Origin of the sequence: Citrobacter sp. Cpo091, from assembly GCF_030332645.1 — a bacterium.
Lineage (GTDB): Bacteria > Pseudomonadota > Gammaproteobacteria > Enterobacterales > Enterobacteriaceae > Citrobacter > Citrobacter portucalensis.
This window is the reverse complement of sequence record NZ_JAOWHL010000040.1, coordinates 303621-321536: the sequence shown is the minus strand read 5'-3', so window position 1 is coordinate 321536 and position 17916 is coordinate 303621. Positions and strand designations below refer to the sequence as shown.

General features: G+C 52.4%; 13 protein-coding genes. 4 read left to right on the top strand and 9 right to left on the bottom strand.

Translation table 11 applies throughout. The annotated features are described in order from the left end of the window. Positions 1-2: 2 nt before the first annotated feature. The 4 genes from OGY04_RS20420 to glpA all read right to left on the bottom strand — a co-directional run bounded on the left by OGY04_RS20420 (position 3) and on the right by glpA (position 5180). Positions 3-932, bottom strand: a complete 930-nt coding sequence (locus OGY04_RS20420; RefSeq protein ID WP_286585964.1) for an Rpn family recombination-promoting nuclease/putative transposase — start codon at positions 930-932, stop codon at positions 3-5. A 183-nt stretch (positions 933-1115) separates the two neighbouring features. Continuing rightward, positions 1116-2306: an anaerobic glycerol-3-phosphate dehydrogenase subunit GlpC gene (glpC, locus tag OGY04_RS20415; protein WP_003834686.1), complete on the bottom strand. Its 1191-nt coding sequence runs from the start codon at positions 2304-2306 to the stop codon at positions 1116-1118. Next, complete coding sequence (gene glpB, locus OGY04_RS20410; protein ID WP_286585963.1) at positions 2303-3562, bottom strand: glycerol-3-phosphate dehydrogenase subunit GlpB; 1260 nt, start codon at positions 3560-3562, stop codon at positions 2303-2305. The genes glpC and glpB overlap by 4 nt, the downstream gene beginning before the upstream one ends. Beyond that, positions 3552-5180 carry an anaerobic glycerol-3-phosphate dehydrogenase subunit A gene (gene glpA, locus OGY04_RS20405; RefSeq protein ID WP_032944055.1) on the bottom strand — a complete coding sequence of 543 codons (1629 nt, stop codon included), beginning with the start codon at positions 5178-5180 and terminating at the stop codon, positions 3552-3554. The genes glpB and glpA overlap by 11 nt, the downstream gene beginning before the upstream one ends. Positions 5181-5450: 270 nt before the next feature. Between glpA and glpT the strand changes: the two genes are divergently transcribed. Together glpT and glpQ are read left to right on the top strand one after the other, a co-directional pair. Beyond that, entirely contained in the window at positions 5451-6809 is a 1359-nt protein-coding gene (gene glpT, locus OGY04_RS20400) for a glycerol-3-phosphate transporter (protein WP_003834677.1), read from the top strand. 3 nt (positions 6810-6812) lie between these two features. Next, positions 6813-7880, top strand: a complete 1068-nt coding sequence (gene glpQ, locus OGY04_RS20395) for a glycerophosphodiester phosphodiesterase (protein ID WP_008785318.1) — start codon at positions 6813-6815, stop codon at positions 7878-7880. A gap of 61 nt (positions 7881-7941) precedes the next feature. On the opposite strand, the gene OGY04_RS20390 is transcribed toward glpQ, so the two are convergent. Next, positions 7942-8820, bottom strand: a complete 879-nt coding sequence (locus tag OGY04_RS20390; RefSeq protein ID WP_048234858.1) for a LysR family transcriptional regulator — start codon at positions 8818-8820, stop codon at positions 7942-7944. A 160-nt stretch (positions 8821-8980) separates the two neighbouring features. Here OGY04_RS20390 and OGY04_RS20385 point away from each other — a divergent pair, with 160 nt between their 5' ends. Next, the gene (locus tag OGY04_RS20385; RefSeq protein ID WP_286585962.1) at positions 8981-10171 is read left to right on the top strand and encodes an MFS transporter; all 1191 of its coding nucleotides are present in this window, start codon (positions 8981-8983) and stop codon (positions 10169-10171) included. 3 nt (positions 10172-10174) lie between these two features. Here OGY04_RS20385 and yfaE read toward each other — a convergent pair whose 3' ends face one another. From yfaE to ubiG, 4 genes are all read right to left on the bottom strand, one after another. Further along, positions 10175-10429, bottom strand: a complete 255-nt coding sequence (yfaE, locus tag OGY04_RS20380; RefSeq protein ID WP_003027609.1) for a ferredoxin-like diferric-tyrosyl radical cofactor maintenance protein YfaE — start codon at positions 10427-10429, stop codon at positions 10175-10177. After that, entirely contained in the window at positions 10429-11559 is a 1131-nt protein-coding gene (gene nrdB, locus OGY04_RS20375) for a class Ia ribonucleoside-diphosphate reductase subunit beta (RefSeq protein WP_003834668.1), read from the bottom strand. The genes yfaE and nrdB overlap by 1 nt, the downstream gene beginning before the upstream one ends. 110 nt (positions 11560-11669) lie before the next feature. After that, positions 11670-13955 carry a class 1a ribonucleoside-diphosphate reductase subunit alpha gene (nrdA, locus tag OGY04_RS20370; protein ID WP_003834667.1) on the bottom strand — a complete coding sequence of 762 codons (2286 nt, stop codon included), beginning with the start codon at positions 13953-13955 and terminating at the stop codon, positions 11670-11672. Positions 13956-14374: 419 nt separating this feature from the next. Beyond that, the gene (ubiG, locus tag OGY04_RS20365) at positions 14375-15103 is read right to left on the bottom strand and encodes a bifunctional 2-polyprenyl-6-hydroxyphenol methylase/3-demethylubiquinol 3-O-methyltransferase UbiG (RefSeq protein ID WP_048234860.1); all 729 of its coding nucleotides are present in this window, start codon (positions 15101-15103) and stop codon (positions 14375-14377) included. Positions 15104-15261: 158 nt separating this feature from the next. On the opposite strand from ubiG, the gene gyrA reads away from it, so the two are divergent. Further along, positions 15262-17901, top strand: a complete 2640-nt coding sequence (gene gyrA, locus OGY04_RS20360; RefSeq protein ID WP_286585961.1) for a DNA topoisomerase (ATP-hydrolyzing) subunit A — start codon at positions 15262-15264, stop codon at positions 17899-17901. Positions 17902-17916: the final 15 nt, after the last annotated feature.

Below are 17916 nucleotides of genomic sequence, written 5' to 3'. Positions count from 1 at the left end.
GCTCATGCGGTGGTATCGCCAGGCAATAGCCCGGTAATTAACTGAACTAAATCACGATCAATACCTTGTTCCAGCATTATGTGAGCGATACGTAAGGCTTCTTCTTGCGTACCTTTTTGCATTCCTTGTTCTAACCCTTGCTGTATCCCTTCTTGCAGTCCATTTTGGTGGCCTTCCTGCCTGAGCCTCTCTGCAATTGTCATCAGCTTCTCCTTGTGATGGGGGGATCGTTCGGCAACTTCGCGGATAAACTCACTGACGCGAGAAACGTCGCCGTACCGTATCAGGTAATTAAATAGCGTTTGTAGCTGGCTGTCATTAGCAGTGCTTGTAATTAATAGCGAGACCAGGCGGTCCACTAACCCCATTAAATCACGATCGCGGATATGTTTTTGCATCAACTCAAGCAGCGCAACCCCGCGATGCTGCGCGATTTCATCGTCAGGTATTACGGTAATGTCGACCAGCGGAAAAGCCTCTGAATACAGTTGTCGTGCCAGTTGCGGATTATCAAATTCATCCAGCCAGTTGAGCGACCAGGGATAGGGACTTTGTTGGCCGTGATAAAACAACATGGGGATCACCAGCGGCAGCGTTTTATTCCCGGCATCAAGATGATGCTGCATCGCCGCGGTGGCATAACGCATCAGGCGAAATGCCATATGCGGTACCGCGGTACTCTGATGTTCAATAACACAATAAATATAGCCCTGACCTTCGCGGGTTTTTAGTGACCACACTACGTCGGAGTAGTATGCGCGGAGATCTTGTTCGATAAAACTGGTGGACTCCAGCTTCAGCGTTTGTAAATCACATATCTCACGTAATGCGATAGGAAGATGTATATCCAGAAAATCCCGAGCCATCTCAGGGTAAGACATTATCTTTTTAAAAACGGCATCATGCGGTGTAGATGTAGTGGATTTAGCCATGGTAGTCCGTCACCAGAAAGAGAAGATGGCGTGACGGTATCCACTTTTAATATGCGCTGCATGCGGGAAATGGGTTCTTTGCGTGGATGAATCAGAGATAAATACGTCCGACTGCAACGTATTCAATTAAGCAGAACGGGCTACGTAAAAATGCCCGGTAGCAAACGCCACCGGGCAACAGAGTTAACCCAACGCTTTGGCAAGCAGGGTGATAGGATGTTCGCAGCGTTTGCTTGTAGACATCTCAATCTGCCATTTACAGGTTTCGCAGTCGGTGACGACGATATCAGCGCCGCTTTCTTCAATTTGGCGGAATAACGGTGCGCCAATAGACTGTGAAGTCGGATAGTTTTCCTTTTTAAAGCCGTAAGTCCCGGCAATCCCGCAACACTGAGAATCCAGCACCGTCAGCTCCAGCCCTGGAATTTGTCGCAGTAGCTCCAGCGTATAGAGCGTCCAGCCCATTTTCTCCATGTGACATGGCGTGTGATAGACCACCTTCAGCGGCAGCGTCTTCAGCGGCAGCGTTTTACCTTCATCCAGCTTGCGCCATAGCCAGCGGGTTGCCAGTTCAATGTGTTCACGCAGGCCTGAGTTGTCGACATCCAGCACTTCCGGATATTCATCACGTAGCGCAAAGGTACAGGTTGATGAGGTGGCGATCACCGGAATGCCTTTGCCATCAATCGCCTCTCTGAGTGAGGCCACGTTGCTTACTGCCTGCTTACGCGCTTTATCGGTAAAACCGTTGGCAATCAGCGGTACGCCGCAGCATTTCTCTTTACTCAGCAGTTGCACACCAGTACCCATCGCATTCAACACCTTGATCAGGTCTTTGCCGAGCTGGGGATGGTTGTAATTCACAAAACAGCCGTGGAAAAAGGCGACCTGATCCTGGTACTGCGCCTGCTGTGCGGCAACGCTGCGATACCAGCGGCGGAAGGTGCCAAAGGAGTACTTCGGCAGCGTACGGCGATGATCGATTTTTAACGCGTAATCCAGTAGTTGACGCACCGGTTTTAATGAGGTGGCGGTATTCACTATAGGGGCGAAGGGGGTGGATACGCTGCCCATTAAATCGGTATGACTTAAGACAAAGTTACGCAACGATGGGCGCGTCGTGTCGTATTTGGCGCGCGCGCGCTGGATGATATCGCCGATTTTCACGTCTGACGGACAGGCCACTTCGCAGCGTTTACAGTTGATGCAGTATTTCAGCGCGTCGTCATATAGCGCGCCATCTTTCAGGCGCAGGCGTTCACCGTCCGGGCCGGCCTGCTTAGGGCCCGGGTAGCTCGGATTGACGCGGCTTACCGGGCAGGCGGTGGTGCACACCGTACATTTGATACAACTTTCAAAACGTGTGTCGCTCATTGCTGTCCTCCTGCACGTTTCGCAATATGATGCGCGGCATGTAAGGCGCTAACTGCGCACACGCCGCCTCCGCAACCCTGGGAGATAGGGTCGAATCCGCCGAGGACGGAACCAATGGCATACATGTTCTCTATCGTTTTTCCCGCCAGTGATGGGCGTAATGCGGAATCGGTAGTCACGCCAAACTGTTGCCACGGTTGTGGATCGAAAACATCACGCTGATACCACTCGGCGCGGGTAGCTGTTTGCTGTACATCCAGTCCCAGGATTGGTTCGTAGATTGCCTCACGCGTGGCGACCAGCCCGCTGCTGAAGAAACTGCCGCTGGCGAGCACGGCGAAACGTGGCCGCAAGGGGATATCGGCATGATTTCGGGTCCAGATTTCGCTGACCACGCCATCCTGACAGGTGATTTTTTTCACTTCATCACCCGGCATCCACACACCGTCCTGGCGCACAAACTGGCGCTGTAATTTGTTGTGCAAACGCATGCCCAGCACCGAAGGTGGTAGGGTCGGTAACAGTGTCAGCGAGCAGGGGAGGCGCTCGTTAAGCCACTGCCAGAGCCGCTCATCGGCCAGACCAAAGCATGCCGGCATGATTATCATGTCGCAGGTTTTTGCCATTGGCAGCAATGCGTCATAGAGCAGCGACCATTTATCTTCGTTATCCAGCAGGCGCGCAATATTAACGGCGCGAAACTCGGTTGGGTTATCACGCAGGACATCCAGCTCCGGTAGCTCGATTTCTGCCGTCTCGACGCTGAGATTGCGTTGGCGTAATGACGCTGCGGCGAGATGCGCCTGAAAATCCAGTAACCCGCTAATCCCTACAACGCAGATACGCTGTGCGGACAGCGGCCAGACCGGCACTTCCGGGGAACTTAACCAGGTTGAGCGCAGGGTGCCCAGCGGGGTAACACGTTGATGTGCCTGATGCACTTTGCCCTGCAAATGCGTTCCGCATTCTTCCAGTAAATTTTGCGCCTGTTGGGCCAGTTCCAGAACGTTCTGCGTTCCGATGGTGCTATACGGATGTGCGGGTGCCTGAGTGCGCAGCGCATTCAAACCCGCTTCTATATCCGTCACCGGCTGACCATCGGGTAAGCTGCTGAGCAAATCCAGTGAGCCGGAGGAAAAATGCAGGGCGCTTTGGCCGCGGGTAACAATCGTGCAGCGCAGTCCGCTTTTTTGCAGTTGCAGGCCACATAGCAGTCCGGCGAGGCCGCCGCCGATAATGACGGTATCAAATTTCATCCTGGTGCTCCTTTTCCAGACCACACAACCCTTGATAAACCCAGCGCGTGAATTCGCTTTCGCGCAGCGCATCTCCCCAGGCGATAGGCTGCACGCCTTTCCAGCGTTCGTTGAGGAAGTCGGAAAGCTGGGTAATGGACTGCGCTGCGGTAGTGACATTGAAACGTTGCAGCAAACCTGCGGCGCGACAGGCACACAATTCGCCCTGGCAGGTCCCCATTCCAACACGGGTACGGCGACGCAAATCGAGCAGGCTGTTGACGGTTAAATTCTCGACGGCGTATTGCACTTCGCCTGCGGTGACTGCTTCGCATTCACAGACCAGACTGCGGTGCTGGCGGCCTTCGCTAAGCCACGCAGGGGTGCGATCGCCGTGACGGTAGACCGCCGAGCCGCGCAGTGGAGCTGGCAATGAGATCACGCGTTTAAGCGTATGCTCGGTAGATTCCTGTGAGCCAGGCAGCGCGGTGTCTGCCGTTGTGCAAGGCTGGGTATTGCCCAGCTTACGGCAAACGGCATCGGTGGCCCATTCCGCCATCAGGCGGTAGGTCATCAGTTTGCCGCCGGTAATGGTGATAAACCCTTCCAGTCCGTCACGTTCAGCGTGATCGAACAGTACAATCCCACGGCTGACGTTACGACCGCTTGGGTCGTCGTCGCTAGCCACCAGCGGGCGTACGCCAGAATAGGCGCGTAAAATGCGCGTTTTCGCCATAATCGGCGCCAGCTTCTCGCCTTCACGCAGCAGAATATCGACCTCTTCTGCGGTGACGCGGTTGCTGTCGATATCGTCGTAATCAATGTGCTGTGAGGTGGTACCGATCAGTGAAATGGTATCGCCAGGCACCAGAATATCGGCGTCAGAGGGCTTACGGCAGCGGTTAATGACATGCTGGTTAATGCGATGATCCATAATCAGCAACGAACCTTTGGCCGGGAACATACGGATGCTCAGATCGGCATATTCCGCAATGCGTTGACCCCAGATCCCAGCGGCGTTGACGACAACCGGTGCATGCAGGGACTGCATTTCGCCTGTCAGATGATTGCGCACGTTAACGCCGCAAACCGTTGCGCCTTCGCGGATCAGTCCCGTCACTTCATGCGCCGTTAAGATAACCGCTCCATGCTCACGCGCATCCAGCATGTTAGCTGCTGTTAAGCGGAAAGGATCGACCGTGCCGTCTGGTACTTTTACTGCACCAATCAGCTGTGGATTCACAGAAGGTTCGATAATACGTGCCTGCTGAGGGTCAATCGCTTCTGCGCGAATCCCTGCCTCTTCACAGGCGCGAATAAAGGTAGCCTGGAAGGACAGCTCATCCTCCGGCAGAGTAATAAACAGACCGTCCGTTGGCTCAACGCAATGACGGGCGATACGTTTCAGAATTTGGTTTTCGCTGATGCACTCACGGGCAGATTCAGCGTCGGTGACGGCGTAGCGTGCACCGCTGTGCAGCAGACCGTGGTTGCGCCCGGTCGCACCTGTGGCGATATCGTGGCGTTCCACTAAGATGACGCGCAACCCGCGCAGCGCACAGTCACGTGCGATCCCTGCACCTGTTGCTCCTCCACCAATGATAATCACGTCACTTGTTTGCGAGTCGCGAGTTTTCATTGTTTTTCCTCACAGTTCGTTTTTTATCATTTAGCCACATAAAAAACATGGATTGTTTGATTTCGCGCATAATCGCTCATTATTCGAAAATGAAACGTGATTTCGTGCGCCTTTATGAACATTTGTCATAAATCTGTAACAATATGTGCTGCGTTTCACATTTTTGTTATGTATCTTTCCTTAACATCGCGGCCACACTGGGAGCGGTAGGGTAGTAATGACGAACTGCAGTGTTTACTTCGAATGAAAGACGGCCACGGAGGCTACACTATGTTGAGCATTTTTAAACCAGCGTCACACACGGCGCGTTTACCTGCAGCGGAGATCGACCCGACATATCGTCGATTACGTTGGCAGATTTTTCTGGGGATTTTCTTTGGTTATGCCGCGTACTATCTGGTACGTAAGAACTTTGCCCTTGCGATGCCGTATCTGGTTGAACAAGGTTTCTCGCGTGGCGATCTGGGTTTTGCGTTGTCCGGTATCTCCATTGCTTACGGATTTTCGAAATTCATCATGGGGTCCATTTCGGATCGCTCGAATCCGCGCGTTTTCCTGCCAGCCGGTCTGATACTGGCCGCCGCTGTGATGTTGTTCATGGGCTTTGTGCCGTGGGCGACATCGAGCATTGCTATTATGTTTGTGCTGCTGTTCCTCTGCGGATGGTTCCAGGGGATGGGCTGGCCGCCGTGTGGCCGTACCATGGTGCACTGGTGGTCGCAGAAAGAGCGTGGAGGCATTGTTTCCGTCTGGAACTGTGCGCATAACGTGGGTGGCGGTCTGCCTCCGCTGTTGTTCCTGCTGGGTATGGCCTGGTTCAATGACTGGAAAGCGGCGCTGTATATGCCTGCTTTCGGTGCGATCGTCGTCGCGCTGATTGCTTTTGCCCTGATGCGTGATACACCGCAGTCCTGTGGTCTGCCGCCTATCGAAGAGTATAAGAACGACTATCCGGACGATTACACCGAGAAAGCGGAAGAAGAGCTGACTGCGAAGCAGATCTTCATGCAGTACGTACTGCCGAACAAACTGTTGTGGTACATCGCTATCGCCAACGTGTTTGTTTATCTGCTGCGCTACGGCATCCTGGACTGGTCACCAACCTACCTGAAAGAAGTGAAGCATTTCGCACTGGACAAATCATCCTGGGCCTACTTCCTGTATGAGTATGCGGGTATTCCGGGCACGCTGCTGTGCGGCTGGATGTCGGATAAAGTCTTCCGTGGTAACCGTGGCGCGACCGGCGTGTTCTTTATGACGCTGGTAACTATTGCGACCATCGTTTACTGGATGAACCCGGCAGGCAACCCGAACGTGGATATGGCTTGTATGATCATCATCGGCTTCCTGATCTACGGTCCGGTAATGTTGATTGGTCTGCACGCGCTGGAACTGGCACCGAAAAAAGCGGCGGGAACGGCGGCTGGCTTTACCGGTCTGTTCGGTTATCTCGGCGGTTCTGTGGCCGCGAGCGCCATTGTTGGCTACACCGTTGACTTCTTCGGTTGGGACGGCGGCTTTATGGTAATGATTGGCGGTAGCGTGCTGGCGGTTATTCTGCTGGTAGTCGTCATGATTGGCGAAAAACGCCATCACGAAGAGATGGAACTGAAGCGTAACGGGGGCTAATAGATGAAAACCACATTGAAAAGTCTCAGCGTGGCGCTGATGCTCGCAGGTATGGTGGTCAGCAGTGCAGCGGTTGCCGCAGATAAAATCGTGATTGCGCATCGTGGCGCCAGCGGTTATCTGCCGGAGCATACGCTGCCAGCAAAGGCGATGGCCTATGCCCAGGGGGCGGATTATCTGGAGCAGGATTTGGTGATGACCAAGGATGACCATCTGGTCGTCCTGCATGACCACTATCTTGACCGCGTCACCGATGTTGCCGAGCGTTTTCCGGATCGTGCGCGTAAAGATGGGCGTTACTACGCCATCGACTTTACGCTGGATGAAATTAAATCGCTGAAATTTACCGAAGGCTTCGATATCGAAAATGGCAAAAAGGTCCAGACTTACCCAGGGCGCTTCCCGATGGGTAAATCTGATTTCCGCGTGCACACGTTCGAAGAAGAGATTGAGTTTGTTCAGGGATTAAATCATTCCACCGGTAAAAACATCGGTATTTACCCGGAAATGAAAGCGCCGTGGTTCCATCACCAGGAAGGGAAGGACATTGCGGCTAAAACGCTGGAAGTGCTGAAAAAGTACGGGTATACCGACAAGAACGACAAGGTCTATCTACAGTGTTTTGATGTTGCAGAGTTGAAGCGCATTAAAAATGAACTGGAACCGAAGATGGGGATGGATCTCAATCTGGTACAGTTGATTGCGTACACTGACTGGAATGAAACCCAGGAGAAAAAGCCGGACGGTAGTTGGGTTAATTACAACTACGACTGGATGTTTAAACCGGGTGCCATGAAGCAGGTTGCGCAGTATGCGGACGGCATTGGGCCGGACTATCACATGCTGATTGATGAGAAGTCGAAGAAGGGCAATATCTCGTTAACTGGCATGGTGCAGGACGCACATCAGAATAAGATGGTTGTGCATCCTTATACCGTTCGCGCCGATCAACTGCCGGATTACACCACTGACGTAAACCAGCTGTATGACATTCTTTATAACAAGGCGGGCGTGGACGGGCTGTTCACCGACTTCCCCGACAAAGCAGTGAAATTCTTGAATAAAGAGTGATGGCGTAAGGCCTGTGATGCACCTCCGGTCACAGGCCTAAATGGATGAAACGTTTTAACTGCTAGATAAGGCCGTCTGCTGTCAACGTTTCCATACATGCCTGCAGGAGAAATAAAGGGCTGCCGTCCACCGGTGGCTCTTTTGCCAGTAAGGATATCTGTCGATAGAACGTCGGTTCCAGCGCGACTGAGCGTACTTTCCCACCAACCGCCTTCAGCGTTAATTCCGGTAATAACGCTATACCCAGCCCCTGACGAATAAAGCTCATCGCGGTATCCGGATGGTTAAACTCGTATTTAATGACCGGTTCAATTCCCTTCTCTTTAAATAGCGTCATGATGCTTAATTCATAGCGACCTTTGCTGATAATGAGCGGTTCTCCAACCAGTTGTTCCACTGAAATTGTGCTATTGGCCGCCAGCGGATGGCTTTCAGGAACTACAACGGTAAATTTGTCGCGATACACCGGTACGCAGTACATGCCATTTACCGGGAAATGCACAAATCCCGCATCGATGTCCCCACTGCGCAGGGAATCAACGATTGCCGTGCTGTTTTCTTCATAAGGGATAATTTTGATATGCGGGTGGTGCTGCTCGAAGTGGTGGATGATACCGGGCAAAATACAGGCACAGGCGCTGGGAAAGCAGCCGATTCGCAGGGTTCTGGCCGGGTTTTGTCGCTCTTGCTCGGCAATCTCTTTCACCGCGTTGGTTTCAGACACGATCGTCCGCAGGTGTGAAACGATCCGACTCCCGGCCGGACTAAGTTGAATGTCTTTGCGGCGTTCGCGGATAAGAATATCAACCCCTAGTTCTTCCTCTAGCGCTGAAATTGCCTGGCTAACGGCGGATTGGGTCATGTACAGCCGCTTGCTGGCTTCGGTAAAACCACCGTACTCAAGTACGGCAAGCAGGGCATGGATCTGGGTTAATGTCATTAGCTCCCTCTAATCAACAATATTAAAACGATTAATTTCTCTAATATAATGGACCTGTTTATACTTGCGGTCTACCGTAAAATCACACTTCGACGCACCTGTCCGTAGTTCAGTTGAGCTGAGCGTTGCCTGCGTGCGCCGTCTGGACAGGTTGTCGAATATGAAAGAAAAACTGTGGACGAAAGATTTTTGGGCAATAACGATAATCAGCTTTATTATATTTTTTGTTTTTTATGTCCTGCTCACGCTGTTGCCGATCTATATTTCGGATCGCCTGCATGCCACTCCAGATAAGGCCGGATTATTAGTCACCTTCTTTTTGGGGGCCGCAATTGTTGTGCGCCCGTTTGCGGGACAATGGGTAGGAAAATATTCGAATAAAACAATTCTGGTGCTCTCTTCTCTGGCCTTTTTGGTGGTCACTGCGCTGTATCCTGTTTGCCACTCAATTGAATCACTGCTGTTGATTCGGGTGCTTCATGGTGTAACGTTTGGCGTTATTACCACGGTAAAAGGAACGATTTCCGCGCGGTTGATACCGGCCTCCCGACGTGGGGAGGGCATCAGTTTTTTCTCGTTAGCCATGGGACTGGCAATGGTTGTGGGGCCGTGGGTAGGGCTGAACATGGCACGCTGGGAAGCTTTTACCACTGCATTCTGGCTGTGTAGCGCGGTTGCCGTACTGGGTATTATCCTGTCATTGATTGTCGCCGTACCGCCGGTTATCCGTCATGCTGACGGCTCAAAACCGAAGCTGGGATTTGCTGCTATGTTTGATCGCGCCGCACTGCCTTTCGCGATGGTGACGTTTTTCATGACCTTTTCCTACGCGGGCGTTTCCGCTTTTCTCGCACTGTATGCGCGCGAGCTCGATCTGATGGCCGCCGCCAGTAATTTCCTGTTGTGTTACGCCATTTGCCTGATGATCTGTCGAACCTTTACCGGCAATGTTTGTGATAAAAAAGGGCCGAAATACGTGGTCTATCCGTGTTTGCTGGCTTTCACCGTCGGGCTGGTGGCGCTTGGCTATACTAACGGCAGCATTATGATGATTATTTCCGGTGGATTAATTGGCATCGGTTATGGTTCGGTCACACCCGTATTTCAGACACAAATTATTAGTTCGGTGGAACCGCATAAAATTGGTATCGCCAATTCGCTGTTTTTCAATGCGATGGATGCGGGAATGGCAATCGGCGCGTTTATCATGGGGATGATGGTCGAGGGCGTGGGATATCGGGCGATTTATCTGGTGGGTGCGCTGCTGGTGGTACTGGCCGGGGCGCTGTATATCATGCAGATGAAAAAACGCGAAGACGTGGTACTGGTCTCCGCGCATGAAGTTCACTAAACACTACAGCTCTATTTCAATATCGCCTTTTGCCCGGCAACAGCACGGCAATATTTCACCGGGCTGAATGAAGGCCAGCGGTTCTGCAATCCAGTCAACCTGTCCCGCCACCAGGCGGGTACGGCAGGAGCCGCAGTAGCCTTCACGACACTGATATTCGACTTCAACATCGTGCGACTCGAGCGCGGCAAGCAGGGAAGGGTGTTCATCCTGGCACAGCAACTGCGTGCCAGAGATGCGCAGAGTCACGCGGCCCATCAGAGCTGGAAGTTACTCAGATCGTCAGTATCGACTTCGGCATCGATCTGGCCGACCAGATAAGAGCTGACTTCCACTTCCTGCGGCGCAACCTGGACGTTGTCAGACACCAGCCAGGTATTGATCCAAGGGATCGGGTTAGAACGTGTCTGGAATGGCAGATCGAGTCCAACAGCCTGCATACGGATGTTGGTGATGTACTCAACGTACTGGCACAGAATGTCTTTGTTCAGGCCAATCATTGAGCCATCACGGAACAGATAGTCCGCCCACTCTTTTTCCTGCAGCGCGGCCTGTACGAACAGGTCGTAGCACTCTTGTTTGCACTCTTCGGCAATTTCCGCCATCTCCGGATCGTCCACGCCGCTGCGCAGCAGGTTCAGCATATGCTGAGTACCGGTCAGGTGCAGGGCTTCGTCGCGGGCGATCAGACGAATAATTTTCGCGTTGCCTTCCATCAGTTCACGTTCGGCGAAGGCGAAAGAGCAGGCGAAGCTGACATAAAAGCGGATCGCTTCCAGCGCGTTCACGCTCATCAGGCACAGATACAGCTTCTTCTTCAGCTCACGCAGGTTTACGACAACCGTTTTACCATTAACGGTATGTGTACCTTCACCGAGCAAATGCCAGTAGCTGGTCATCTCGATCAATTCGTCGTAGTAGCTGGAGATGCCTTCTGCGCGTTTCTGGATTTGCTCGTTGGTGACGATATCGTCAAACACCACCGCCGGATCGTTAACAATATTACGGATGATGTGGGTGTAAGAGCGGGAGTGGATCGTTTCAGAAAACGCCCACGTTTCCACCCAGGTTTCCAGTTCAGGGATCGAGATCAACGGCAGCAGCGCGACGTTAGGACTACGTCCCTGAATGGAGTCCAGCAGCGTCTGATACTTCAGGTTGCTGATGAAGATATGTTTTTCATGTTCCGGCAATGCCTGGAAGTCGATACGATCGCGAGAAACATCGACTTCTTCCGGACGCCAGAAGAAAGAGAGCTGCTTTTCGATCAGTTTTTCAAAGATGTCATATTTTTGCTGATCGTAGCGGGCGACGTTCACCGGCTGGCCGAAGAACATCGGTTCCAGAAGCTGATCATTTTTCGTCTGTGAAAAAGTGGTGTATGCCATTGATGTGAATCCTGTCTGGAATGTACTGCCGGATGCGCTTTGCTTATCCGGCCTACAATACCGCGAATTAATTTGTAGGCCGGGTAAGCGTTACGCCACCCGGCAAAAGATTAAATCTTACATGCGCCGCTTTCGCAGCCATCGTCCTGAATGGACGGTACCAGATCGTCCTGAGAGTCTTCCGCACCGTCACGGGTGTTCTGATAATACAGCGTTTTGACACCAAATTTGTAGGCGGTGAGCAGGTCTTTCAGCAACTGCTGCATCGGTACTTTTCCGGACGGGAAGCGCGACGGATCGTAGTTGGTGTTGGCGGAAATCGACTGATCGATAAATTTCTGCATGATGCCTACCAGCTGCAGATAGCCGTCGTTGTTTGGCATTTCCCACAGCAGTTCGTATGCGTCGTGCAGGTGTTCGTAGTCCGGCACGACCTGACGCAGAATCCCATCTTTCGACGCTTTGATGCTCACGTAACCGCGTGGCGGTTCAATACCGTTGGTGGCGTTGGAGATCTGTGAAGAGGTCTCGGACGGCATCAGGGCTGACAGCGTGGAGTTACGCAGGCCGTGAGTCTTGATAGATTCACGCAGCTGTTCCCAGTCCATATGCAGCGGTTCGTTAGCGATAGCATCAAGATCTTTTTTATAGGTATCAATCGGCAGAATACCTTTCGCATAGGTGGTTTCGTTAAACCATGGGCATGCGCCTTGCTCTTTTGCCAGCTCGTTAGAAGCCTTCAACAGGTAATATTGAATCGCTTCAAAGGTTTTGTGAGTCAGGTTATTGGCGCTGCCGTCAGAGTAGCGTTTACCGTTTTTCGCCAGCCAGTAAGCGTAGTTGATCACGCCAATACCCAGCGTACGACGACCCATCGCACCGCGCTTGGCGGCCGGAATCGGATAATCCTGGTAATCGAGCAGCGCATCCAACGCACGTACCGCCAGTACGGCCAGCTCTTCCAGTTCGTCCAGACTTTCGATAGCGCCCAGGTTAAATGCGGACAGCGTACACAGCGCAATTTCGCCGTTTTCATCGTTAACGTCGGTCAGCGGTTTGGTCGGCAGGGCGATTTCCAGGCACAGGTTGGACTGGCGTACCGGCGCGACAACCGGATCAAACGGGCTGTGGGTGTTGCAGTGGTCAACGTTCTGAATGTAGATACGACCGGTCGAGGCACGTTCCTGCATCATCAGTGAGAACAGCTCAACTGCTTTCACGCGCTGTTTGCGGATGCTGTCGTCGTTTTCATATTGGGTGTACAGACGCTCGAACTCATCCTGATCGGCGAAGAACGCGTCATACAGACCCGGGACGTCGGACGGGCTGAACAGGGTGATGTCGCCGCCTTTCAGCAGACGGGTGTACATCAGCTTGTTGATCTGTACGCCGTAGTCCATGTGACGTACGCGGTTGCCTTCTACGCCACGGTTGTTTTTCAGGACCAGCAGGCTTTCAACTTCCAGGTGCCACATTGGGTAGAACAGCGTGGCTGCACCACCGCGTACGCCACCCTGAGAGCAGGATTTCACCGCAGTCTGGAAATGCTTGTAGAACGGAATACAGCCGGTGTGGAACGCTTCACCGCCGCGAATCGGGCTACCCAGCGCACGGATGCGACCAGCGTTAATGCCGATACCGGCACGCTGAGAAACGTATTTCACAATTGCGCTGGAGGTTGCGTTGATGGAGTCCAGGCTGTCGCCGCACTCGATTAGTACGCAGGAGCTGAACTGACGCGTTGGGGTACGCACGCCGGACATAATTGGCGTCGGCAGCGAGATTTTGAACGTAGAAACGGCGTCGTAGAAACGTTTTACATATTGCAGACGTGTTTCACGCGGATAGTTAGAGAACAGGCAAGCCGCTACCAGAATGTAGAGGAACTGTGCGCTTTCATAGATCTCACCGGTAACACGGTTTTGCACCAGATATTTACCTTCCAACTGCTTCACCGCAGCGTAGGAGAAGGTCATATCACGGTCGTGTACGATGAACGAGTCCATCTGCTTGAACTCTTCTTCCGTGTAGTCTTCCAGCAGATGATTGTCGTATTTGCCCATTTCAACCATTTTCACGACATGGTCGAACAGCTTTGGCGGTTCAAACTCACCGTACGCTTTTTTACGCAGGTGGAAAATCGCCAGACGGGCAGCCAGATACTGATAATCCGGCGCTTCGCGGGAGATCAGGTCGGCGGCTGCTTTGATGATTGTTTCATGGATGTCGGAGGTCTTGATTCCGTCATAAAACTGAATGTGGGAGCGCAGCTCGACCTGAGAAATCGATACGTTATTCAGTCCTTCTGCCGCCCAATCCAGAACTCGGTGGATTTTGTCGAGATTGATGCGCTCTGTACTACCATCACGCTTTGTCACCAGCAGACTCTGATTCATGTGGTTTTTTACCTGTCCGTGAAAGAAAAAATATCCCCCATATTATCCACAGAGTCATGTTGTGACTAAGTCTGTGGATAAATACTATATGTAGGGGTTGTTTGATAAAATAGACGCTATATGGTGAGTATTCTAGTAGGGATTCTTTTCAGCACAAGAGTTGATTTTGAGGTTAAATTGAGGTTGCAAAAGGGTGATAATCGCTAAGTGCGCGTCTTATAAGGCCTGGCGGGGATGTCAATAATTGAGAAAAAAAATAGAAAATTTGATCGAGTGCTGATTTCTTCATCTAAGGCAAGGAAAGTTCTTATGATCTGGCACAGGATTTGTAGGCCTGATAAGCGAAACGTCATCAGGCATGGTTCCAGTAAGCATGCCGGATGGCGGCGTTGCACGCTTTATCCGGCCTACAGGAGCGGTTAATCAACCTTGGCGGTGGTATGTACCATATAGTTCACATCAACGCCCGGGCCAAGTTTGAAGGTGTTGGTGATGGGGTTGTAATGCAGGCCGGTCATATGGCGCTCTTTCAGTACGGTCTGGTCAACCCAATCTAATAATTCAGCAGGCTTAATAAACTTTTTCACATCGTGCGTGCCTTTCGGCACCATGCGCAGAATATATTCCGCTCCGACCACCGCCATCAGCCAGGATTTGCCGTTGCGGTTAAGCGTGGAGAAAAATACTTCACCACCCGGTTTGACCAACCTGGCGCAAGCTCTGACCACTGACTGTGGGTCTGGCACGTGCTCCAGCATTTCCATGCAGGTGACAACGTCATACTGATGTGCATGCTTTTCCGCATGCTCTTCGACGGTTTCTTGTACGTACTCTACCTGGATACCGCTTTCCAGTGCATGCAGTTTTGCTACCTGCAGCGGTTCAAAACCCATGTCCAGTCCGGTAACGGTGGCACCTTCGCGCGCCATACTCTCCGCCAGAATACCGCCGCCGCATCCGACGTCGAGTACCTTTTTACCAAACAGGCCGCCTGAGCGCTCAGTAATATAGCCCAGACGCAGTGGGTTAATGCGGTGCAGCGGCTTAAATTCACCCTCAAGATCCCACCAGCGTGACGCGACTGCTTCAAACTTGGCAATTTCTTCATGGTCAACGTTGTGAGCTACCGGAGGTTTTTCGGCATTCATTGGGGCTTCTACTCCTAAATTTGCGATGCAAATGAGTATATCAGCCTGACGGGATGAATAAAGCCTCTGTCAGGGGGAATCCATTTACCTGAATCTGCACGGATGTGTTATAATTTGCGACCTTTGAATCCGGGATACAGTAGAGGGATAGCGGTTAGATGAGCGACCTTGCGAGAGAAATTACACCGGTCAACATTGAGGAAGAGCTGAAGAGCTCCTATCTGGATTATGCGATGTCGGTCATTGTTGGCCGTGCGCTGCCGGACGTCCGAGATGGCCTGAAACCGGTTCACCGTCGCGTACTTTACGCCATGAACGTATTGGGCAACGACTGGAATAAAGCCTATAAAAAATCTGCCCGTGTCGTTGGTGACGTAATCGGTAAATACCACCCTCATGGTGATACCGCCGTTTACGACACCATTGTTCGTATGGCGCAGCCATTCTCCTTGCGCTACATGCTGGTAGATGGTCAGGGTAACTTTGGTTCTGTCGATGGCGACTCCGCAGCGGCGATGCGTTATACGGAAATCCGTATGTCGAAAATCGCCCATGAGCTGATGGCTGACCTGGAAAAAGAAACGGTTGATTTCGTCGACAACTATGACGGCACCGAACAAATTCCTGACGTCATGCCGACCAAAATTCCTAACCTGCTGGTGAACGGTTCGTCCGGTATCGCGGTAGGTATGGCGACCAACATTCCGCCGCACAACCTGACCGAAGTGATCAACGGCTGTCTGGCATATATTGACGATGAAGACATCAGCATTGAAGGGCTGATGGAACATATTCCGGGTCCGGACTTCCCGACTGCCGCGATCATCAACGGTCGTCGTGGTATCGAAGAAGCCTACCGTACCGGTCGTGGCAAAGTGTACATTCGCGCACGCGCGGAAGTCGAAGCGGATGCCAAAACGGGTCGTGAAACCATCATCGTTCACGAAATTCCGTATCAGGTAAACAAAGCGCGCCTGATTGAGAAAATCGCCGAGCTGGTAAAAGACAAACGCGTTGAAGGCATCAGCGCGCTGCGTGACGAGTCTGACAAAGACGGTATGCGCATCGTGATTGAAGTGAAACGTGATGCGGTCGGGGAAGTGGTTCTGAACAACCTCTATTCCCAGACCCAACTGCAGGTTTCCTTTGGTATCAACATGGTTGCATTGCACCATGGCCAGCCGAAGATCATGAACCTGAAAGATATTATTGCCGCGTTCGTACGTCACCGCCGTGAAGTCGTAACCCGTCGTACTATCTTTGAACTGCGTAAAGCCCGCGACCGTGCGCACATCCTTGAAGCGCTGGCGATTGCGCTGGCGAACATCGATCCGATCATCGAACTGATCCGCCGCGCGCCGACCCCGGCTGAAGCGAAAGCTGCGCTGGTTGCGCGTTCGTGGGAGCTGGGCAACGTTTCCGCCATGCTGGAACGTGCCGGTGATGACGCCGCGCGTCCTGAATGGCTGGAGCCGGAATTTGGCGTGCGTGACGGTCAGTACTATCTGACTGAACAGCAGGCCCAGGCTATTCTGGATCTGCGTTTGCAGAAACTGACCGGCCTTGAGCACGAAAAACTGCTCGACGAATACAAAGAGCTGCTGGAACAGATCGCTGAACTGCTGCACATTCTGGGCAGCGCCGATCGTCTGATGGAAGTTATCCGTGAAGAGATGGAGCTGATTCGTGAACAGTTCGGTGACGCTCGTCGTACCGAAATCACCGCGAACAGCGCTGACATCAACATCGAAGATCTGATTAGCCAGGAAGATGTAGTCGTAACCTTGTCTCATCAGGGGTACGTGAAATATCAGCCGTTAACCGATTACGAAGCGCAGCGTCGTGGCGGTAAAGGTAAATCAGCAGCGCGCATTAAAGAAGAAGACTTTATTGACCGCCTGCTGGTGGCCAACACCCATGACACGATCCTCTGCTTCTCCAGCCGTGGTCGTTTGTACTGGATGAAGGTCTATCAGTTGCCGGAAGCAAGCCGTGGCGCACGTGGACGTCCAATCGTCAACCTGTTGCCGCTGGAAGCTAACGAACGTATTACCGCAATTCTGCCAGTACGTGAGTACGAAGAGGGCGTGAATGTCTTCATGGCAACCGCCAGCGGTACCGTGAAGAAAACGGCGCTGACTGAGTTCAGCCGTCCGCGTTCTGCCGGTATTATTGCGGTTAACCTGAACGAAGGCGACGAACTGATTGGTGTAGATCTGACATCTGGCAGTGACGAAGTCATGTTGTTCTCTGCGGCAGGTAAAGTGGTACGCTTTAAAGAAGATGCTGTCCGTGCAATGGGTCGTACCGCGACCGGTGTACGCGGTATCAAGCTGGCGGAAAAAGATAGCGTGGTATCGCTGATCGTTCCGCGCGGTGAAGGTGCGATCCTGACCGTTACTCAGAACGGTTACGGTAAACGTACGGCGGCGGAAGAGTATCCGACCAAGTCTCGTGCGACCCAGGGCGTTATCTCCATCAAGGTTACCGAGCGCAACGGTTCCGTTGTTGGCGCTGTGCAGGTTGAAGATACCGACCAGATCATGATGATCACCGACGCAGGTACGCTGGTACGTACTCGCGTGTCGGAAATCAGCGTGGTAGGGCGTAATACCCAGGGTGTGATCCTTATCCGTACTGCGGAAGACGAAAACGTCGTGGGTCTGCAACGCGTTGCTGAACCGGTTGATGATGAAGAGCTCGACTCCATCGACGGAAGTGCAGCTGAAGGTGACGAGGATATCGCACCTGAAGCGGAAAGCGATGACGATGCTGCAGCGGATGACGTTGACGAGTAATTAAGACGCTATAAA